Origin of the sequence: Massilia soli (assembly GCF_016809835.1) — a bacterium.
Taxonomy (GTDB): domain Bacteria; phylum Pseudomonadota; class Gammaproteobacteria; order Burkholderiales; family Burkholderiaceae_D; genus Telluria_A; species Telluria_A soli.
This window is the reverse complement of sequence record NZ_JAFBIL020000006.1, coordinates 413,640-434,606: the sequence shown is the minus strand read 5'-3', so window position 1 is coordinate 434,606 and position 20,967 is coordinate 413,640. Positions and strand designations below refer to the sequence as shown.

Genomic DNA, 20,967 nt, shown 5'->3' with positions numbered 1-20,967 from the left:
TGCATGGGCGAAATCAGGAAGGCATTAGATGGCAAACATACTCGTAGTTGATGATGAAATGGGCATCCGCGAGCTCCTCTCGGAGATCCTTGGCGATGAAGGCCATGCGATCCAACTCGCCGAAAATGCGCAGCAGGCGCGCGATGCAAGGGCCGCTGGCGCGCCCGACCTGGTCCTGCTCGATATCTGGATGCCCGATACCGACGGCGTCACCTTGCTCAAGGAATGGCAGCGCGACGGGCTGTTGACGATGCCGGTCATTATGATGTCGGGCCACGCGACGATCGATACGGCGGTCGAGGCGACCCGGATCGGCGCACTGAACTTCCTCGAGAAGCCGATCGCACTGCAAAAGCTGCTCAAGGCAGTCCAGCAGGGCCTGTCGCGCGCCCAGGAAGTGGTGCGCGCACCGGCCATCGTCCCGCGGCCGATGATGGCCACCCAGATCGAGGACAGCAATGCGGTGAGCGCGCCGATGTTCGCGTCGCAGCCGCTGCCTGTAGGCATCCCGGCGCGCGTGGGCGGCATGCCGAACGGTGAAGGACATGGCTACAACCTGTCCTTCGACCTGCCGCTGCGCGAGGCGCGCGACGCGTTCGAGCGTATGTACTTCGAACACCACCTCGGACGCGAAGGGGGCAGCATGACCCGCGTCGCCGAAAAAACCGGCCTCGAACGCACCCACCTGTACCGCAAGCTCAAGCAACTCGGCGTCGAGCCGGGCAAGCTGGCCAAAAAAGGTCAATGACCGCGCCGGGGCTGGCGGCCACCCTGGTGACCGGCCCCAGCGCCGCGGCGCGCGAGGCCGCCATCGGCGCGCGGCTGGCCGCGGGGCAGGGCGGCCCGGTGGCCGTCATCCTCGAGGGCCTGCCCGATCCGCGCACCATCCTCACTCCCTCAGACTCGCTCCTGCTGCACCGAATCGCGCCCGGTTGCGTATGCTGCACCGGCAATCTGGTTTTGCGTGTAACATTAAATCGTGTCCTGCGCCGACGGCCCGCGCAACTGTATATCGGGCTTGCCAGTACAGAACATCTTGATCAGTTGCGATCGTGGCTGCAGCAACCGCCATACGATCAGCTGTTGGAACTGACCCCGGACCTCAGCACTTGAAATTGGTTCCGGTACCCCCACCTCCCCATTGAACGGAGTGGAAAGTCAGCCGTCTGCCTCTTGACGGTTCCGATCTGCAAAACCGTCTGATCGAGTGAAGGAGTAATGATGAACATGATCTACAACAGCGAACAGTACAGCGTCGTCGAGTTCGGCGTTGACCAGAACCTCGAGGCCCTGCGCTTCGGTGGCTACGAGATCGTCGACAAGTCGGGCCGCCGCGAAGCATTTATCGGTGGCAAGCTGGCACAATCGTTCCGGCGCGACGTCAATACGCTGATCGCCAGCGAGCCGACCATGGAAGAAATTGACGACTTCCTCGGTTCCTATGACTCGCTGATGAGCAACCCCGTGCTCCTGCACTAAACCCGGGCCGGACGTGGGCCCCCTGCGGGCGGCCCACGCACCCGGCGCCTCTGCGTTTCCCCCGACACGGCCGCACGGCCAGGTTTGTGGCGTATCAAATTTCGCATGGTAAGCTTGCGCCATGTGCCAACTTCTCGGAATGAATTGCAACGTCCCCACGGACATTGTTTTTAGCTTTACCGGCTTCGCCCTGCGCGGCGGACGCACCGACACCCACCACGACGGCTGGGGCATCGCATTTTTCGAAGGCGCCGGCGTGCGCCTGTTTGTCGATCACATGCCCGCCATCGAATCGCCCGTCGCCGAACTGATCAAGCGTTATCCGATCAAGTCGCGCAATGTCATAGCGCACATACGCAAGGCGACCCAGGGCCATGTCGCGCTGGAAAATTGCCATCCCTTCGTACGCGAGCTGTGGGGACGCTACTGGGTGTTCGCGCATAACGGCGACCTCAAGCAATTCCACCCGGACCTGCATGGCGCGTTCCGCCCGGTCGGCACGACCGACAGCGAACGTGCCTTCTGCTATCTGCTGCAGGAACTGCGCGCGCACTTCGGCGACATCCCGCCGCCGCTGGATGCCCTGCGCCCGGTGCTCGCCGAACTGGTGCAGGGCATCGCCGCGCACGGCACCTTCAACATGATGCTGTCCGACGGCTCGGCGCTGTTCGCCCACTGCTCGACGGCCTTGCACTACGTGGTGCGCCAGTATCCTTTCCCCACCGCCAAGCTCGCCGACGAGGACGTCAGCGTCGACTTCGCCCAGGTCACCACGCCGCAAGACCGGGTGGCGGTGATCGTCACCGCCCCGCTGACCACCAACGAAGCCTGGACCGCATTCGCGCCCGGCGAGATGAAATTGTTCGTCGATGGCTGGCCGCGCGGCTAAGTTTTAGTTTGTAATGACAAAAATGCCACAAAGAATGAAATAAGGGTTAAAGTTATGCCCATTATTTCCGTTCATAAACTGGCCACGCATGCTCGATACCGCACAACCCGACAATACCCGCGCCCACGTCCGGGTGCGTGACTTCTATCTCGGGCGCCAGCCCATCCTCGGGCGCGACCAGGCGCTGTATGGCTATGAGTTGCTGTTCCGCAACGCGCCTATGGGGCCGGCCAGCATCGACTCCGAGCTCTCGGCCACCGCGGCGGTCATCGCCCACGCTGCCCAGCTCGGGCTGAACCGGGTGCTGGGCGGGTCGACCGGGTTCGTCAACGTCGACGCGGCGGTGCTCAACAGCGATATTTTCGCCTTCCTGCCGCGCGAAAAGCTGGTGCTGGAGATCGACCAGTCGATCGACGCCAGCGCGCCGCTGCTCGGCCGGATCGCCGAACTGGCCGGCCATGGTTTCCGTTTTGCGCTGTCGGATGTCGGTGCGGACACCCCGCAACTGGGCGAGCTGCTGCCGATGATGGCATACCTGAAGGTCAACCTGCGCAACACCTCGCCGGAGGCGCTGCAGGACCTCGCGCCATTGCTGCGCGAGACAGGCAAGAACCTGGTCGCCGAAAAAGTCGAAACGCGCGAAGAATTCGACGCCTGCAGGGAACTCGGCTTCGATTACTTCCAGGGCTTTTATTTCGCGCGCCCGGCCATCATCAGTGGGCGCAAGCTGTCGCCGGGGCAGGTCGCCCTGCTGGAACTGATGAACCTGATCGACGCCGACGCCGACAACATCGTGATTGAGCGCACGGTCAAGAAAGACGTGCCGCTGGCGCTCAACCTGCTTCGCCTGGTCAACACGCCCGCCGTGGGCCTCGGGCACAAGGTCGATTCGGTCAGCCAGGCCATCACGATCATGGGCCGGCGCCAGCTGCAGCGCTGGCTGCAGATCATGTTGTACGCCGAACCGGCGCGGCGCGGCGAAAGCATGCCGCCGCTGCTGACCCTGGCGACCGCGCGCGGCCGCCTGCTCGAACTGCTGGCCAAGCGCCTGCGCCCTGGCCAGCGCGCGGTGCCCGAAATCGCCTTCACGGTCGGCATCATGTCGCTGATGGACGCGCTGTTCGGCATGCCGATGAACGAGATCCTGCAGCAGATGCCGGTCAGCGACGACATTTCGGACGCGCTGCTGCACCGCGGCGGTTTCTTTGGCGACTTGCTGCGCCTGGCCGAGAGCATCGAGGTGATGGACGAAGGCGACGACCAGCACGTCGCGCCGGCGCTGGCCGACCTGGCGCTCTCCGCCGACGAACTGGGCGAGCTCGAAATGGCGGCCTTCGAATGGAGCGACAACGTCGCGCGCTACGCAATCTGACTGCGGCGCCAGGGCGTGTTTGCTGCCCTGTCGGCGCCGAAGAATGCGCGCATTAGCGCCACAGCGCGTATTCAGATAGCAAAAAGCGATGACGAAAAAAACGCGAACCCGCGGGTTCGCGTTGTTGCATGGCGTAGCCGCTTAGTGCGCGCCGCCGGCGCTGGACCATTGGCGATGCAGCTCGGGGTCGGTCCGCAGCTCCCACATGCCCAGCACGACAACGGCGATCCCGACAATGACCGAGTTGGTCATCATCGCGCCGCGGTCGGCGAATGCCGGAATCCAGGGCGACAGCGCGGTCCACGCCCCCAGCAGCAGGTTCGCGACCACTGCCCAGAAGTAGGTTTTATAGAGGTCGAACGCAGCCAGCGCGGCCATCACGGCGCCGACCACATAGGCGTTGATTGCCCGCGGCGAGTCGCTGGGGATGCCAAGAACCCAGGGTGAGACGAACAGCCATACGCCCAGCAGCAGGATCAGCTGGTCCTGCCAGCGTTTGGCAGAGAAATGCAGTGCCATAGCAGCCTCCGAGTAGACGAACCGGCGCCAGTTCAGCCCGTTGCGGGCGTGGCGCCGGCACGCCCGCAACACTGCTTTGAGCGCGGAAGGCGGCGGAAAGTTCTGCCGATTACGACAGGTTCGGGGCCAGCCAGCGCTCCAGGTCTTCCTTGCTGGCGCCGCGCCGCGCGGCGTGGTCGGCCAGCTGGTCGTCGCCGATCTTGCCGACCACGAAGTACTTCGACTCCGGATGCGCGAAGTAGAAACCGGATACCGCCGCGCCCGGGAACATGGCGAACGAGTCGGTCAGTTGCATGCCGATGTCGTTGGCCTGGAGCACGCGGAACATTTCGGCCTTGACCGTGTGCTCCGGGCAGGCCGGATAGCCTGGCGCCGGGCGGATGCCCGAGTAGCGCTCGGCGATCAGGTCTTCATTGCTCAGCGTTTCGGCCGGCACGTAGCCCCACAGGTCCTTGCGCACGCGCTCGTGCAGGTATTCGGCGAAGGCTTCGGCCAGGCGGTCGGCCAGCGACTTGAGCATGATCGACGAGTAGTCGTCGTGCGCATCCTCGAAGCGCTTCTCGTGCTTTTCGATGCCAAGGCCGGCGGTGACGGCGAACATGCCGATGTAGTCGGCCACGCCTGACGACTTCGGCGCGATGAAATCGGCCAGGCACTGGTTCGGGCGCTGCACGCCGTCGACCACCGGCTTGACGCCTTGCTGGCGCAGGCCGTGATAGGTGAACGCGACTTCGGTTCGGCTGTCGTCGGTGTAGATCTCGATGTCGTCGTCGTTGACCGAGTTGGCCGGCAGCAGCGCGATGACGCCGTTGGCGGTCAGCCAGCGCCCTTCAATGACCTTCTTCAGCAGCGCCTGGCCTTCCTCGAACACGCGGCTGGCCGCATCGCCCACCACCGGGTCGGTCAGGATGGCGGGATAAGGGCCGGCCAGGTCCCAGGTCTGGAAGAACGGGCCCCAGTCGATGTACTTCGCCAGCGCCGCCAGGTCGACGTTCTTGAATTCGCGGCGGCCGATGAATTTCGGGCGCACCGGCGCAAAATCGAGCTTCATCTTGTTGGCGCGTGCGTCCTTCAAGGACAGCATCGGCAGCGCCTTCTTGTTGGCGTGCTGCTCGCGGATGCGCGCGTAGTCGTCGCTGATGTCTTCGATGTACTTGTCGCGCGTCTCAGGGGTCAGCAGCGACTGCGCCACCGAGACCGAGCGCGATGCGTCCGGCACGTATACCACCGGGCCTTCGTAGTTGTGGGCGATCTTGACCGCGGTGTGGGCACGGCTGGTCGTCGCGCCGCCGATCAGCAGCGGAATCTTCAGCATCCGGAAATGCGGGTCGCGCTGCATTTCGCGCGCCACGTGCGCCATCTCCTCCAACGATGGGGTGATCAGGCCGGACAGGCCGACCATGTCGGCATTCTCGACCTTGGCGCGGGCCAGGATCTCGGAGCAAGGCACCATCACGCCCATGTTGACGACTTCGAAGTTATTGCATTGCAGGACCACCGAGACGATGTTCTTGCCGATGTCGTGGACGTCGCCCTTGACGGTGGCGATGACGATCTTGCCCTTCGGCTTGGCGACGATCCCGGTACGCTCTTCTTCGCGCTTCTTTTCTTCTTCGATGTACGGGATCAGGTGGGCCACGGCCTGCTTCATCACGCGCGCCGACTTGACCACCTGCGGCAGGAACATCTTCCCTTGTCCGAACAGGTCGCCGACGACGTTCATGCCGTCCATCAGCGGGCCTTCGATCACGTGGATCGGGCGGCCGCCCGAGGCCAGCAGCGCCTGGCGCGCTTCTTCGGTGTCGTCGACGATCCACTGGGTGATGCCGTGCACCAGCGCGTGCGACAGGCGCTGGTTGACGGTGCCGTCGCGCCAGGCGAGGTTTTGCGCGTCCTGCCTGTCGCCGGCCTTCAGGGTGCCGGCGATCTCGATCATGCGCTCGGTGGCGTCGTCGCGGCGGTTCAGCACCACGTCTTCGACGCGCTCGCGCAGTTCGGGCGCGATGTCGTCGTACACCCCCATCATGCCGGCGTTGACGATACCCATCGTCATGCCGGCCTTGATCGCGTGGTACAGGAACACGGTGTGGATCGCTTCGCGCGCCGGGTCGTTGCCGCGGAAGCTGAACGACACGTTCGAGACGCCGCCCGAGACTTTCGCGTGCGGCAGGTTGTCGCGGATCCAGCGCGTGGCGTTGATGAAGTCGACCGCGTAGTTGTTGTGCTCTTCGATGCCGGTGGCGATGGCGAAGATGTTCGGGTCGAAGATGATGTCCTCGGGCGGGAAGCCGACCTGCTCGGTCAGCACCTTGTAGGCGCGCGCGCAGATTTCGGTCTTGCGCTCGAAGGTGTCGGCCTGGCCCTTTTCGTCGAACGCCATGACGATGACGGCGGCGCCGTAGCGGCGGCACAGGCGCGCCTGGCGGATGAATTCTTCCTCGCCTTCCTTCATCGAGATCGAGTTGACCACCGCCTTGCCCTGCACGCACTTGAGGCCCGCTTCGATCACCGACCATTTCGACGAGTCGATCATGATCGGCACGCGCGAGATGTCGGGCTCGGACGCGATCAGGTTCAGGAAGCGGGTCATCGCGGCGACCGAATCGAGCATCGCTTCGTCCATGTTGATGTCGATGACCTGGGCGCCGTTTTCCACCTGCTGGCGCGCCACCGACAGCGCTTCGTCGTACTGCTCGTTGAGAATCATGCGCGCGAACGCTTTCGAGCCGGTGACGTTGGTGCGCTCGCCGACGTTGACGAACAGCGAGTCCGCGTCGATGGTGAACGGCTCGAGGCCGGCCAGGCGCTGGGCCACCGGAATCTCGGGCAGCGCGCGCGGGGCCCGGTCGGCCAGCAGGTCGGCGATCGCCTTGATGTGTTCCGGGGTGGTGCCGCAGCAGCCGCCGGCGATATTGATGAAGCCGGCGTCGGCGAATTCGCGCAGCAGCGCCGAGGTGTCGGCCGGCAGTTCGTCGAAGCCGGTGTCGCTCATCGGGTTGGGCAGGCCGGCGTTCGGGTAGATGCAGACGAAGGTGTCGGCGATCTTGGACAGCTCTTCGGCGTAGGGGCGCATCAGCGCCGCGCCGAGCGCGCAATTGAGGCCGATGGTCAGCGGTTTGGCATGGCGCACCGAGTTCCAGAAAGCCGGCACGGTCTGGCCGGACAAGATGCGGCCGGAGGCGTCGGTGACGGTACCGGAGATCATGATCGGCAGGCGCACCTGGCCAGGGTTGTCGTCGAAGTACTGGTCGATCGCGAACAGCGCGGCCTTGCAGTTGAGGGTATCGAAGATGGTTTCGACCAGCAGCACGTCGGCGCCGCCCTGCACCAGCCCGCGCACCTGCTCGAGGTAGGCCGCCGCCAGCTGGTCGAAGGTCACGTTGCGCGCGGCCGGGTCGTTTACGTCGGGCGAGATCGATGCGGTTTTCGGCGTCGGGCCGAGCGCGCCGGCCACGAAGCGCGGCTTGTCCGGGGTGCTGTACTTGTCGCAGGCGCGGCGCGCCAGCCTGGCCGCTTCGACGTTCATCTCGAACGCCAGGTGGCCCATGTGGTAGTCGTCCTGGGCGATGCTGGTGGCGCCGAAGGTGTTGGTTTCGATCAGGTCGGCGCCGGCGGCCAGGTAGCGCTCGTGGATTTCCTGGATCACCTGCGGCTGCGTCAGCGTCAATAGTTCGTTGTTGCCTTTGACAAACAGTTCGCGCGCACCGCTGTTCTCCGGGGCAGCAAACGTGGCGAAGCGCTCGCCGCGGTAGGCCGCCTCGTCGAGCTTGTACTGCTGGATGATCGTGCCCATCGCGCCGTCAAGGATCATGATGCGGCGCGACAAGATATCGCGCAGCTGGGATTCGGTCTTTGAGAGTGCGGTGGTGGTCATGGTGTGCTTTCAGATGGCGGTGTCCCGGGCAGGCCGGCCGGGCGCGGCCCGGGTCTAAAATTATACGTCAACCCGGTCGAAAAGTTTTCGCAGTGCAGCATTTGGATTCACGGGTAGCGTTTGTATCTTTTTGTATTAAAGCGTGACACGGAAACATGAGGATACAAAACCTGAGGGCACAGCAATCTTTACGTTACATGACAGGGTCACAATCGCAGTATTGACAGGTTTTAAAGATGAGGATTCAGGAATGAACAAGGATTTCGCACCAGCGTGGGACGAGCCCGTCCAGGGAAATTACCTCGGCAGCAGCACCCAGCAGCCAGCCGCCAAGGCCAGCGCCACCCAGCAAAAGCAGATCGTGACGATCCGCCTCGACGTGGACATGCTTGACTGGTTCAAGTCGGCCGGTCCGGGCTACCAGACCCGCATCAACCAGCTGCTGCGCGAGCACATGGACGCCGAGCGCGCCAAGGCCGCGGCCAGCGACGACGCGGCTTAATCGAAGCACAGTCCTTCCAGCGGGAATCCCTTGAGGAATTCCTGTGCTGGAAGGCGTTTGCCGCCAGGCTTTTGCAGTTCAGTCAGGCGCAAGGTGCCGTGCTTGCAGGCGACCACGATGCCATGCTGGGCGTCGGCGGCCAGCACCTGGCCGGGGAGGGTGGTACTTCCTTCAGGCAGCGCCTCGGCACCCCAGAATTTGATCGCTACACCGTTGACTTCGGCGTGGGCGCCGGGAAACGGGTTGAATGCCCGGATCTTGCGGGCAATTTCGCCGGCCGACAGTGAAAAGTCGATCTTCGCTTCATCCTTGCTGATCTTGGCCGCGTAGGTGACGCCGGCCGCAGGCTGCGGCACCGCTTCCAGCGTGCCCTGGGCGCGCTGGCGCAGCGCCGCCACGATCATGCGCCCGCCCAGTGCGGCCAGCGTGTCGTGCAAGGTCGCGGTGGTATCGGCAGCGCCGATCGCCACCCGCTCCATCATCAGCATCGGGCCGGTGTCCAGGCCTTCTTCCATTTCCATGATGGTCACGCCGGTTTCGGTATCGCCGGCCTCGATCGCGCGGTGGATCGGCGCGGCGCCGCGCCAGCGCGGCAGCAGCGAACCGTGGATGTTGATGCAAGGCTTGATGTTGAGCGTGCTGAGCGGAAGGATCAGGCCGTAGGCGGCCACCACCATCACATCGTAGTCGAGCGCAAGCAGGCGCGCATGGGCGGCCGCGGCCTGGCTTGCCCGTTCCGGGTCCTTGCTGTCGGTGCGCAGCGACAGCGGTTGCAGCACTTCGATGCCGTGCGCCAGCGCGTATTGCTTGACGCTGGGCGCCTGCAGCTGCATGCCGCGCCCGGCCGGACGGTCGGGCTGGGTCAGCACCAGCGGGATCTCAAAGCCAGCCTCATGCAAGGCACGCAGGGCTACCGCGGCAAACTCCGGCGTGCCGGCAAAGACGACTTTCATCGCGCGCGTCAGTAGCGGCGGCCGGCGGCGCGCAGGGCCGCTTCACGCTCGAGCCCGCGCTCTTCCTTGACCAGCTTGGCCTTGATGCGGTTGCGCTTGAGCGGTGACAGGTATTCCACAAAAATTTTGCCCTGCAGGTGGTCCATCTCGTGCTGGATGCACACGGCCATCAGGCCGTCTGCCGCCAGTTCGAACGGCACGCCCTGCGCGTCGAGTGCGCGGACCTTGATTTTGGACGGACGTTCGACGCCGTCGTAAATGCCCGGTACCGACAGGCAGCCTTCGTCGTAGATGGTTTTTTCGTCGCTCGCCCAGATGATTTCCGGGTTGATGAACACGCGCAGGTCATCCTTGGTGTCGGTGATGTCGACGATCACCAGCTGCTCGTGCACATCGACCTGGCTGGCGGCCAGGCCGACGCCGGGCGCCTCGTACATGGTTTCGGCCATGTCCGCCACCAGGCGGTTGATGCGGTCGCCAAATTCGGTAACCGGCTTGGCGACCTTGTGCAAGCGTGGGTCGGGGTAGCGCAGGATAGTCAGGAGTGCCATAGGTGTGTTCAGCTCAGTAACAATTTAATAATCGATTCGGTGGTGCCAGCAGAAAAATGCCTTAAAACAACAAAATCACACAGTCCGCCACGGTGATCGGGCGCAGTATTTCTTGCTACTTCAAGGATTTATGTGCAGAATTTGATCCAGTACGGCAACCCTTTACTCTCAGCAAGTGCAATGGGGAGCGCGCATTCTGCTGCCTTTTGCGCCGTGGCGCGCGATGGGTGGCGGTTCAGCCAGCAATTTTGTGTAATGCCGCACTTTTCGGACATCTCAATGAAAAATTTTAGCACAGTCGGCGCCCGACTTGCTGGAGCAGCGCTCCTGGCAGGCCTGTTTGCTTCATCCGCCCAGGCCGCGCCCTGCGCGTTCCGCCCGAACGCGCCCGACCAGCACAAGGTCGTCAAGGGCGATACGTTGTGGGACATCTCCGGCAAGTTCCTCGAGCATCCATGGTGCTGGCCGCAGGTATGGGGCATGAACCGCGACGAGATCCGCAACCCGCACTGGATCTACCCGGGCCAGATCGTCTACTTCGACCGCAAGACCGGCCGCCTGTCGCTGACCCGGCCGGGCGACGACGATGGCGCCGGCCGGCCGGGCATCACCCGCCTGTCGCCGCAGTTCCGCACCGAAGGCATGGGCCGCGACGCGGTGCCGTCGATTCCGCCGGCGATGATCGAACCCTTCCTGACCCGTCCGCTGGTGATCGGCGTCGACGAGCTGGCGAGCGCGCCGCGCATCGCCGCCGCGCAGGAAGGCCGGGTGTATATGGGCCAGGGCGACAAGGTCTACGTCAAAGGCGAGCTCAACGGTGTAAAGGCGTTCCAGGTGTACCGCCCGGGCACGCCGCTGACGGATCCGGAAACCGGCGCCTTGCTCGGCTACGAAGCGCAGTACCTCGGCACGGTGGCGCTGAAGGCGCAAGCCACACCGGGCGTCGATGTCCATACCTTCACGGTCGGCAGCTCGCATCAGGAAATGGGCGTGGGCGACCGCCTGGCGCCGGTGCCGCCCGAGGGCATGCGCAACTATGTGCCGCATCCGCCCGAGACCGTCATCGACGCGCGCGTGGTGTCGATTTATGGCGGCGTGACGTATGCGGGGCAGAACCAGATCGTCAGCATCAATCGCGGTTCAGTTGACGGACTCGATGTCGGCGCGGTGCTCCAGCTGTACCATTTCGGTAAGGTTGTGGCGGATCCGGGCGGCGACAAAGGCATGCTGGGGATCGCCAGGCCGACCATCAAGCTGCCGGACGAGCAATACGGCGATCTGTTTATCTTCCGCGTGTTCAAGAACGTTTCTTACGGCTTGGTCATGCAGGTAACTGAGCCGGTGCAGGTCGGCGACGTGGCTAAATCACCGGAGTAAAACCGCCGTGCAGGACACGGACCCCACGCAGCAATCAGCCCGGCCGGATCTTTCCGGCTGGCTGCGGCTGGTATCCGTGCCGGGCATCGGCTGCGTGCTGGGTGCGCGCCTGCTGGACGCCTTCGGTTCTCCCGCCGGCGTCTTCAACGCCAGCCACGCGGCGCTCGCCGCGCTCTGCGGCGCGGCGCAGGCAAGCGCCATCGCCGCGCCGCCGCCCCCATCTACCGAACAACTGATCGACCGCACCCGGGAATGGCTGGCCAAACCCGGCAACCGGGTCCTGACCTTGCACGACCCGGCTTATCCGCGCATGCTGCGCGAAATCCACGATCCGCCGTTGCTGCTGTACGCGATCGGCCATGTGGCGCTGCTGTCGGCGCCCTCGGTGGCCATCGTCGGCAGCCGCAACGCCAGCACCCAGGGCAAGGCCAACGCCGGCGCGTTCGCCCGCGCCTTCAGCGAAGCCGGCCTGACGGTGGTCTCCGGGCTGGCGCTGGGCATCGATGCCGCCGCCCACGATGGCGCGCTGTGCGGGCCCGGCGCCACCGTGGCCGTGATCGGCACCGGCGCCGATATCGTCTACCCGTCGCGCAACCACCAGCTGGCCCATCGCATCGCGCACAGCGGCTGTCTTATTAGTGAGTATCCCTTGGGGCATCCGGTGCTCGCGTCCAACTTCCCGCGCCGTAACCGCCTGATCAGCGGCCTGTCGGCCGGCGTGCTGGTGGTGGAGGCGGCCGCCCAGTCCGGCTCGCTGATCACCGCGCGCATGGCCGCCGAACAGGGCCGGGAAGTGTTCGCGATTCCCGGCTCGATCCACGCGCCGATGAGCAAGGGCTGCCATCGGCTGATCCGCGAGGGCGCCAAGCTGGTCGACTCGGCCGCCGATGTCCTCGACGAGATCGCGCCGCAATTGGCCAGCCCGCGCGGCGCCGGCGGCGGCGCGCGCGCACCGTCCGACCAGTTGCTCGATGCGCTGGGCTACGACCCGGTCGGCGCCGACGCGCTGGCGCTGGAATGCGGCCTCGACGCGGGTACCCTCAGCGCCCACCTGCTGACCCTCGAACTGGCCGGCCATCTGGAAAGACTGCCGGGCGGATTGTTCCAGCGCGTGAATCGTTAGATTCGGCGCATTCCTTGATCCCGCTATTGCCGGGCGGTACTGTGGACACTTGTGCCACAACGAACTTAACTGATAGAGTAGAGCCATGTTTGATATCCTTGTCTACCTCTACGAGACCTACTACCGCCCCGACGCCTGCCCCGAGCCGGCCGCCCTGGCGCGCAAGTTGTCCGCGGTGGGATTCGACGAGGTCGAAATTTCCGAGGCACTGGTCTGGCTGACCGACCTGACCGAAATGGCCGGCGGCGACCTCGAATTCTCCGCTTCCTCGGATGGCATCCGGTTCTACGTAGACCAGGAATACGACGTGCTCGGCACGGCCGCGGTCGGCTTCATCCAGTTCCTTGAAAGCGCGCGGGTGCTCAGCCCGGTGCAGCGCGAAATCGTCATCGAACGCGCGCTGGTGCTGGACGAATCCCCGGTCGGCCTGGGCAAACTTAAGATCATCGTGCTGATGTTGCTCTGGAGCCAAGGCAAAGAACCTGACGCCCTGATGTTCGACGATTTGTTCGGGTCGGACGACGAGCAGGCTCCCCGCCTGCTGCATTAGGCGCCTTCCCGGCCCAAAAGCCGCCGGGTTGCCGCTTTCCTCCGCGACGCAAGCGTTGCGCCGGAGTCGCTTACCGTCCCAAAGGCCACTTGCGGATTTCACGACAACCCGCTTATCATTGGCCGCACTTATCCACTGTTACAAATGTGATATCGGAACGACAAATCTTGATATCCCGGCCAAGCATGTATGATGCGCGGGCCAAACAACCAGAGTACGACGAGAACCTTATATGACAAAAACCCTCATCATCGCCGAGAAGCCCTCCGTTGCGAACGACATCGCCAAGACGCTGGGCGGCTTCACCAAGCACGATGAGTATTTCGAATCCGACGAATACGTGCTGTCGTCCGCGGTCGGCCACCTGCTGGAAATCGCGGTGCCGGAAGAGTTCGACATCAAGCGCGGCAAGTGGAGCTTTGCCCACCTGCCGATGATTCCGCCGTATTTCGCGCTCAACCCGATCGCCAAGACCGAATCGCGCCTGAAGGTGCTCAACCGCCTGATCAAGCGCAAGGATGTCACCCAGCTGATCAACGCATGCGATGCCGGGCGCGAGGGCGAGCTGATTTTCCGCCTGATCGCGCAGAACGCGAAAGCCAAGCAGCCGGTCAAGCGCCTGTGGCTGCAGTCGATGACGCCAGGCGCGATCCGCGATGGCTTCGCCAAGCTGCGCAGCGACGAAGAAATGCTGCCGCTGGCCGATGCCGCGCGCTGCCGTTCCGAAGCCGACTGGCTGATCGGCATCAACGGCACCCGCGCGATGACGGCGTTCAACTCGAAAGAGGGCGGCTTCTACCTGACCACCGTGGGCCGCGTGCAGACGCCGACCCTGTCGATCGTGGTCGAGCGCGAAGAGAAGATCAAGAAGTTCGTCTCGCGCGACTTCTGGGAAGTGCGCGCCGAGTTCATCTGCGCCGCCGGCATCTACGAAGGCCGCTGGCTCGACCAGTCGTTCAAGAAGGACGAGAACGACCCCGAGAAGCGCCCGGAACGCCTGTGGAGCAAGGCTGCGGCCGACACCATCGCGATGGCTTGCAAGGGCCGCCAGGGCAACGTCACCGAAGAATCGAAGCCGACCACCTCGATGGCGCCGGCGCTGTTCGACCTGACCAGCCTGCAGCGCGAGGCCAACGGCCGCTTCGGCTTCTCGGCCAAGAACACGCTCGGCCTGGCCCAGGCGCTGTACGAAAAGCACAAGGTGCTGACCTATCCGCGTACCGACTCGCGCCACCTGCCGGAAGACTACATCGGCACCGTCAAGGCGACCATGGAGTCGCTGGCCGAGAACAACAATTACCACCAGTTCGCCAAGCAGATCAGCAAGAACGGCTGGGTCAAGCCGAACAAGCGCATCTTCGACAACGCCAAGATCTCGGATCACTTCGCGATCATCCCGACCACCTTGGCGCCAAAGAACCTGTCCGAGCCGGAACAGAAACTGTACGACCTGGTCACGCGCCGTTTCATGGCGGTGTTCTTCCCGGCGGCCGAGTTCCAGGTCACCACGCGCTACACCGAAGTGTCGGGCCATCAGTTCAAGACCGAGGGCAAGGTCATGACCAACCCGGGCTGGCTGGCGATCTACGGCAAGGAACTGGCCGCCGACGACAAGGAAGACGCCGGTACGCTGGTGCCGGTGGCCAAGGGCGAGAAAGTGCTGACCGAGAAAGTCATGGCCAACGGCCTGGTCACCAAGCCGCCTGCGCGCTACAGCGAAGCGACCCTGCTGTCGGCCATGGAAGGCGCGGGCAAGCTGATCGACGACGACGAACTGCGCGATGCGATGGCTGGCAAGGGCCTCGGCACGCCAGCGACGCGTGCGGCGATCATCGAAGGCTTGCTGACCGAGCGCTACCTGATCCGCGAAGGGCGCGAGCTGATCCCGACCGCCAAGGCGTCCCAGCTGATGACCTTGCTGCGCGGCCTGGGCGTCAACGAACTGACCGCCCCTGAACTGACCGGCGAGTGGGAATACAAGCTGTCGCAGATGGAGAAGGGCAAAATCTCGCGTGATGAATTCATGCGCGAAATCGCCCAGATGACGCAGATTATCGTCAAGCGCGCCAAGGAATACGACAACGTCACGATCCCGGGCGACTACACCACGCTGCAGACGCCGTGCCCGAACTGCGCCGGCGTGGTCAAGGAAAACTACCGCCGCTTCGCCTGCACCAAGTGCGAATTCAACATGAGCAAGACGCCGGGCAGCCGCCAGTTCGAGATCCCCGAGGTCGAAGAACTGCTGAAGAACCGCACCATCGGTCCGCTGCAGGGTTTCCGCTCGAAGATGGGCCGTCCATTCGCGGCGATCCTGCGCATCGTGCGCGACGAAGACATCAACAACTTCAAGCTGGAATTCGATTTCGGCCAGAACGACGAGAGCGAGGACGGCGAAGGCGTCGACTTCACCGGCCAGACCCCGCTCGGACCGTGCCCGAAATGCAGCGGCGGCGTCTACGAGATGGGCCTGGCGTATGTGTGCGAACACAGTGTGGCCAAGCCGAAGACCTGCGATTTCCGCAGCGGCCGCATCATCCTGCAGCAGGAAATCCTGCCGGAGCAGATGGCCAAGCTGCTCAATGAAGGCAAGACCGACCTGCTGCCGGGCTTCGTGTCGCAGCGCACGCGCCGCCCGTTCAAGGCCTTCCTGGTGAGGGGCAAGGACGGCAAGACCAGCTTCGAGTTCGAAGAGCGCAAGGCCAAGGCGCCGGCCAAGGGCAAGGCTGCCAAGGCCGAGCCGGAAGTCGAAGGCGAAGAGGGCGCAGTCGCGGCGCCGGTGAAGAAGGCCGCTGCCAAGAAGGCGCCGGCCAAGAAGGCGCCGGCCAAGAAGGCCGCGGTGAAGAAGGTCGCGGCTAAGAAAGCGCCTGTCAAGAAAGCAGCGGTAGCGAAGTAAGCGACGCCGTCGCAACAAAGCCGCGCCAGCCCATCAAGGGTTGGCGCGGCTTTTACGTTTTGTTGGCGGATGCGCTGCGCTTATCGCCCGACGAGAGCATGTCAGGTCCGCGGTGTCGACGTAGGGCGCAATGCCGCGTCGAGCGTCGGCGCCGCGGCGCCCTGCGGGCCGGCCGCCACGGCGGAGCCGGCCAGCAGCATGGCCGAGCATGCCGGTGGCAGCCTTGTCATCGCAGTTCCACCTCGATCATGTTGTCCGACGGCTTGCGGTCGATCAGCTTGTTGTCCGGGTCGATGCCGGCGCGCGCCGGACGCCCGTCGACGATCAGGGTGACCACCACGTCGCGGCTGCCCACGATGCGGCGTTCGCGCACCAGCGGCCGGCCGTCCTTGTCGTCGACGCCGAACTCGATCACGTCCTTCAGCGGCGCTTCCTTCTCCTCGCCGAGTTCGCCGGCGCGCATCTTGAGCGCGGTGGCCGCCAGGGTCACGGTATATTTTCCGTCTGCGCGGCGCTGCGCGGTCGCCATGGTGGCGCGGTTCTCGTACAGGACGATCGACTCGAACAGGTCGTCGATCAGGTAGGCGTACTCCGGCGGCGTCACGCGGCGCAGCGCGGCGGTCAGGACGCCGGCGCCATTGTACGGCGGGCCGTGGAAGGCGTGCTCCGTCAACAGGTCGTGCAGCACGCCGTTGACCTTGTCCTCGCCCAGCACATCCTGCAGCAGGTACATCGCCATGCCGCCCTTGCGGTAGTGGATGTAGTCCTGGTTTTCGTTCTGCGCCAGCGGAAGCTCTTTCTTGTTTTCGAGTGCGCGCCCCATCAGGTAGCGATCCAGGTTGTGGCGCAGGAAGCGGCGCATCTTGTGCGGCCCCATGGTCTTCTTCATCACCATCAGCGCCGAGTATTCGGCCAGCGTTTCGGTCAGCACCGTGGCGCCGCGCGTGTCTGCCGCCACCAGCTGGTGGCCCCACCAGTGGTGCGCGATTTCATGCGCGGTGACATGGAACGGGTAATCGATCTGCTTCTGGTCCTGGTCGTCCACCTTGGCGATGAAGCCGAGGCTTTCGGAGTAGGCGATCGTGCCAGGATACGACTGCGCGAACGAGGCGTAGCGCGGGAATTCGACCACCCGCACGACCTTGTGCTGGTAGGGGCTGAAGTTGGCCGAGTAGTATTCCAGCGACGCCTTGACGCCGCGCACCATGCGGTCGAGGTTGGCGTCATGCGACGGGTGGTAGTAGATGTCGATGGTGACGTCGCGCCAGCGGTCGTGCCGCACTTCGTAGCGCGCCGACTGGAACGCGTAGAAGTTCAGGATCTGCCGGTCCATCTTGTAGTGGAAGTAGCGGCGGCCCTTGTCCAGCCATTCCTTTTCCAGCGTCCCGGGCGCGATCGCGATCTGGTCCGGGCTGGTGCTGACGACGGCGTTGAAATTGATCCAGTCGGCGTCGGGGCTGACGTAGTTGACGGCTTGCCCTTGCGGGTCGTCCTGCGCCAGCATGCGCTCGCGCGCCGGCAGGCCGTGGCGCTTGCGGTCGCGCGCGTCGTCCAGCTCGATCGCACGCAGGTAGCCGATCGATGGCAGCGCGTCCTTGTTGAAGAAGGTGCCGTTGCCGACCACCGGGGTGTCGAGCCCCATGCCGAGGATGCCCTTCGGCGCGTAGCGCACGTCGAAAGCCATCGCGATGCGCGCGCCAGGCGCCAGCGGAGTGGCCAGCTTGTACAGGTAGGCGCCGCGCTCGTGGTCGGCGATCACGCGCCGCGCCGGCTGGCTGAAACGCAGCTGCAAGCTGGCGCGGCGGTCCTGGTTGACCAGGATGTCGGTGACCGGACGGCCTGACCTGTTTTCAAGCTGGTAGGTGCCGCGAACGGCCAGGGTGCGCTGTTCGGGTGCGATGTCGACTTTCAGGTCGACGCCGGTCACGCGCGGCTGCGCCAGTTGCGCCAGCGGCTTGTAGCGCAGCTCGTACTCGGCGCGCTTCTGCTCGTCCTGCCAGGCGGTGTGGAAATCGTTGGCGACGTGGAGGTTGAAGTACAGCAGCGCGCCGGTGCCGGCGAATATCGCCAGGCCAAGCGCGAAGCCGGCCAGTACCGGGCCGCTCAGGTTGCGGCGCGCCAGGCGCAGGCGGCTACCCAGTTCATCGTTGCAGCCGCGCGGCCAGAACACCAGCGTCAGCACCAGCAGCATCAAGGCCGCGCCGCCCCAGTACAGCATGAACCAGCGTTCGCGCGTGAGGTAGTGGCCGAAACCGTTCATCGCCGAGTAGATAAATTGCGGCGAGGTGCCGTACAGGATCATCGGGTGATCCAGCCCCAGCGTGCCGAAGGTGATGCTGCCGACGTAGTACACGATCATCGCAAAGTAGGCGATGTACTTGTGGTTGAACAGCACCTGCAGGGCGATCGCCAGCACCGCCAGCAGCGCGTACTGCGGCAGCTGTATCAGGAACAGCGTCTTGATGTACAGCCCCAGCTCGAACACGAAGTAGCCCTTGAATACCTGGATCAGCAGCCCGCAGATCATCAGCACGAACAGCATCAGCGCCTGCAGTCCGATCAGCGCGCAGACCTTGCCCAGCATGCGCACCCAGGTGGGCACCGGCATCACGTCGAGGATAGGCGCCATGCGCGCTTCGCGTTCGCGCCAGACCAGCTCGCCGGCGTAGAAGGTGGTGACCACCAGCATGAACAGCGCGAACATCTCGCCGATCATTTCGAGTACCTTGTAGGTGACCGGGTAGGTGCCGGTGCCGTGGATCGACCCCATGTTGATCGCACTGGCGAAGACCGCCAGCACCCCGGCCAGCACGATGACGGCGAAGTAGATGTTCTTGACCGATTCGCGGAAGTTGAGCCATGCCGAGCGCACCAGCAGCAGCGCCAGGCTGCGGCTGGCGAAGTCGGGTTTTTCGCGGGTGCCGACCGCGGTGTGCGACAGCTGCAGCGGCAGTTCGCCGTCGCTGCGGCGCGCGGCGCCGCTGTCGGCGCTGCTGATGAAGTGGAAGCGCCAGTAGCCCAGCAGCAGCACCACCAGCCCGAAGCCCGACCAGATCAGGCGGTTGAGCAGGTAGACGCCGTCGAACGGGATGGTGCGCACATTGCGCTCGGCGATCGGCCAGTATTCGGTCACCCGGATCAGCGCCGTGGTGCCGAACGGGTCGATCAGGGCCGCGAGGGTTTTGTAATCGAGGTCGCGCGCCAGTTGCGGCGCCACGATGTAGCCGACCATCATCACCACGCTGGCGACGTACACCGGCATCATGCGGCGCGTCAGCGCGGCCAGCACGAAGAAGATCGAGCCGAAGATGAACAGGTTGGGCAGCAGGGTGAAGACGAATGGCCGCAGGTACATCATCGGCGTCGAGGGCCCGAGCCGGTCCGGCTCGATGCCCGGTATCCAGGTGCCCAGCCAGGCCCCCAGCACGATGCTCGAAAAGATGATCGCCATGGTGAGGAAGGCGCCGAGGAAGCGCCCGAACACGTAGTCGGCTTTGCGGATCGGCGCGCTGAAGAAGAAGTGGTGCATGTCGTACTCGAAGTCCTGCTGCACCGAGCGGCCGGCGATGGCAGCCACCACCACCACGCCGAGGCAGCCAAGGAAGGCCACCGTCAGGTCGATCGACCGCGGCGCGTTGATCAGCACCTTGCCGCCGAACGTGACGATGGCTTCCTTGAAGACGCCGCCGGCGGCGGCCATCCACAGCATCGCCATCGCCAGGAACATGGCGAAGTAGACCCAGGTCGACAGCAGCTTGAGCCGCTGCCGCGCTTCGAATAATGCGATTGCCAGCATAAACTGTCCTTAACAGTTGCTGGCCGCGAAACTGCGCCCGGCGATAGTGGCGAAGTAGACGTCTTCGAGGTCGCCGATGGCCGCATCGAAACCGTCGCCCGGATCGCGCTCGTCGTACACGCGGATCAGGGTGCGGCCGGTGAGCAGGCGGGTCGAGATCACCGCGTGGCGGGCCTGGAAGGCGGCCAGCTCGGCCTTGTTGACGAAGCGCTCCCAGATCTTGCCGTCGATCGCGTCGATCAGCTTTTGCGGCTCGCCGCACAGCAGCACCTGGCCCTTGTTGATGATGGCCATGTTGGAGCACAGGTCGGCCACATCGGACACGATGTGGGTCGACAGCAGCACGGTCTTGTCTTCGCCTATGTCGGACAGCAAGTTATGGAAGCGCACGCGTTCCTGCGGGTCGAGGCCGGCGGTCGGCTCGTCGACGATGATCAGCTGCGGGTCGCCCAGCAGCGCCTGGGCGATGCCGAAGCGCTGGCGCATGCCGCCCGAAAAGCCGCCGAGGCGCTGGTTGCGCACTTCAAACAGGTTGGTTTGCTGGAGCAGGCCGTCCACCACTTCGCGGCGCCGCGCGCGGTTCGACAAGCCCTTGAGAACGGCGAAGTGGTCGAGCAGTTCGTAAGCGGTCACTTTCGGGTAGACGCCGAAGTCCTGCGGCAGATAGCCCAGCAGGCGGCGCACCTCGTCTTGTTCGTCGAGTACGTCGATATCGTCAAGGAACACCGAACCCGAGTCGCATTCCTGCAACGTGGCGAGAATGCGCATCAAGGTCGATTTGCCCGCGCCGTTTGGGCCGAGCAAGCCGAACATCCCGGTGGGGATGTTCAGGGTGACCTTGTCCAGCGCCACAACACCGTTGGCGTAAGTCTTGGACAAATTGCGGATTCGTAATTCCATGCTGACTCCAGATCCTGTAACCAAGCGTAACCAAAAATGCAACTGTCACACTTATATGATAGTTGCATTGTATTAAATTTAGGGCCGCTGCGGCGGCTCGTTGCGATACACGGCGAATTGATTGGAACAGAGTGCAGTTTTGGAGGAATGGGGCGGGGCGCCGGCCGTGGCGGCGCGACGACAAGT

At 64.3% G+C, this 20,967-nt stretch carries 17 protein-coding genes; 10 read left to right on the top strand and 7 right to left on the bottom strand.

Annotated elements, in window-relative coordinates; genetic code table 11:
- Window positions 1–28 precede the first annotated feature (28 nt).
- From I4X03_RS17015 to I4X03_RS16995, 5 genes are all read left to right on the top strand, one after another.
- A complete protein-coding gene (locus I4X03_RS17015) occupies window positions 29–748 on the top strand; it encodes a response regulator (protein WP_223469430.1) in 720 nt (239 codons plus the stop codon).
- The gene (locus tag I4X03_RS17010) at window positions 745–1,113 is read left to right on the top strand and encodes a GTPase (RefSeq protein WP_223469429.1); all 369 of its coding nucleotides are present in this window, start codon (window positions 745–747) and stop codon (window positions 1,111–1,113) included. Before I4X03_RS17015 ends, I4X03_RS17010 begins: the two co-directional genes overlap by 4 nt.
- Window positions 1,114–1,221: 108 nt before the next feature.
- Window positions 1,222–1,479, top strand: coding sequence for a BTH_I0359 family protein (locus tag I4X03_RS17005; protein ID WP_131428549.1), 258 nt, complete (start codon window positions 1,222–1,224; stop codon window positions 1,477–1,479).
- A gap of 121 nt (window positions 1,480–1,600) precedes the next feature.
- Window positions 1,601–2,368 carry a class II glutamine amidotransferase gene (locus I4X03_RS17000; RefSeq protein WP_223469428.1) on the top strand — a complete coding sequence of 256 codons (768 nt, stop codon included), beginning with the start codon at window positions 1,601–1,603 and terminating at the stop codon, window positions 2,366–2,368.
- 88 nt (window positions 2,369–2,456) lie between these two features.
- Complete coding sequence (locus I4X03_RS16995; RefSeq protein ID WP_223469427.1) at window positions 2,457–3,740, top strand: EAL and HDOD domain-containing protein; 1,284 nt, start codon at window positions 2,457–2,459, stop codon at window positions 3,738–3,740.
- 141 nt (window positions 3,741–3,881) lie between these two features.
- Here the strand turns inward: I4X03_RS16995 and I4X03_RS16990 are convergent, their stop codons facing one another.
- Together I4X03_RS16990 and metH are read right to left on the bottom strand one after the other, a co-directional pair.
- Window positions 3,882–4,259, bottom strand: coding sequence for an SPW repeat protein (locus tag I4X03_RS16990; RefSeq protein ID WP_223469426.1), 378 nt, complete (start codon window positions 4,257–4,259; stop codon window positions 3,882–3,884).
- A 109-nt stretch (window positions 4,260–4,368) separates the two neighbouring features.
- A complete protein-coding gene (gene metH / locus I4X03_RS16985; protein WP_223469425.1) occupies window positions 4,369–8,133 on the bottom strand; it encodes a methionine synthase in 3,765 nt (1,254 codons plus the stop codon).
- 250 nt (window positions 8,134–8,383) lie between these two features.
- Here metH and I4X03_RS16980 point away from each other — a divergent pair, with 250 nt between their 5' ends.
- Window positions 8,384–8,635 (top strand): BrnA antitoxin family protein, encoded by a 252-nt coding sequence (locus I4X03_RS16980; RefSeq protein ID WP_223469424.1) that lies wholly within the window; start codon window positions 8,384–8,386, stop codon window positions 8,633–8,635.
- Here the strand turns inward: I4X03_RS16980 and fmt are convergent.
- Window positions 8,632–9,588: a methionyl-tRNA formyltransferase gene (gene fmt, locus I4X03_RS16975; protein ID WP_223469423.1), complete on the bottom strand. Its 957-nt coding sequence runs from the start codon at window positions 9,586–9,588 to the stop codon at window positions 8,632–8,634. The genes I4X03_RS16980 and fmt overlap by 4 nt on opposite strands.
- Before the next feature lie 8 nt (window positions 9,589–9,596).
- A complete protein-coding gene (gene def / locus I4X03_RS16970) occupies window positions 9,597–10,139 on the bottom strand; it encodes a peptide deformylase (protein WP_223469422.1) in 543 nt (180 codons plus the stop codon).
- Between the two features lie 279 nt (window positions 10,140–10,418).
- Here def and I4X03_RS16965 point away from each other — a divergent pair, with 279 nt between their 5' ends.
- The 4 genes from I4X03_RS16965 (at window position 10,419) to I4X03_RS16950 (ending at window position 16,085) form a co-directional block, all read left to right on the top strand.
- A complete protein-coding gene (locus I4X03_RS16965; protein WP_223469421.1) occupies window positions 10,419–11,516 on the top strand; it encodes a LysM peptidoglycan-binding domain-containing protein in 1,098 nt (365 codons plus the stop codon).
- Between the two features lie 7 nt (window positions 11,517–11,523).
- Window positions 11,524–12,639 (top strand): DNA-processing protein DprA, encoded by a 1,116-nt coding sequence (dprA, locus tag I4X03_RS16960; protein ID WP_223469420.1) that lies wholly within the window; start codon window positions 11,524–11,526, stop codon window positions 12,637–12,639.
- A gap of 85 nt (window positions 12,640–12,724) precedes the next feature.
- The gene (locus I4X03_RS16955; protein ID WP_223469419.1) at window positions 12,725–13,189 is read left to right on the top strand and encodes a Smg family protein; all 465 of its coding nucleotides are present in this window, start codon (window positions 12,725–12,727) and stop codon (window positions 13,187–13,189) included.
- 232 nt (window positions 13,190–13,421) lie between these two features.
- Entirely contained in the window at window positions 13,422–16,085 is a 2,664-nt protein-coding gene (locus I4X03_RS16950) for a DNA topoisomerase III (RefSeq protein WP_223469418.1), read from the top strand.
- Between the two features lie 101 nt (window positions 16,086–16,186).
- Here the strand turns inward: I4X03_RS16950 and I4X03_RS23105 are convergent, their stop codons facing one another.
- Genes I4X03_RS23105 through I4X03_RS16940 form a run of 3 tightly spaced genes read right to left on the bottom strand, consistent with a single transcriptional unit; the run spans window position 16,187 to window position 20,781 of the window.
- Window positions 16,187–16,315 (bottom strand): hypothetical protein, encoded by a 129-nt coding sequence (locus tag I4X03_RS23105; RefSeq protein WP_267874068.1) that lies wholly within the window; start codon window positions 16,313–16,315, stop codon window positions 16,187–16,189.
- Window positions 16,312–19,881, bottom strand: coding sequence for an ABC transporter permease/M1 family aminopeptidase (locus I4X03_RS16945; RefSeq protein WP_223469417.1), 3,570 nt, complete (start codon window positions 19,879–19,881; stop codon window positions 16,312–16,314). Before I4X03_RS16945 ends, I4X03_RS23105 begins: the two co-directional genes overlap by 4 nt.
- A gap of 9 nt (window positions 19,882–19,890) precedes the next feature.
- The gene (locus I4X03_RS16940; protein WP_223469416.1) at window positions 19,891–20,781 is read right to left on the bottom strand and encodes an ABC transporter ATP-binding protein; all 891 of its coding nucleotides are present in this window, start codon (window positions 20,779–20,781) and stop codon (window positions 19,891–19,893) included.
- Window positions 20,782–20,967: the final 186 nt, after the last annotated feature.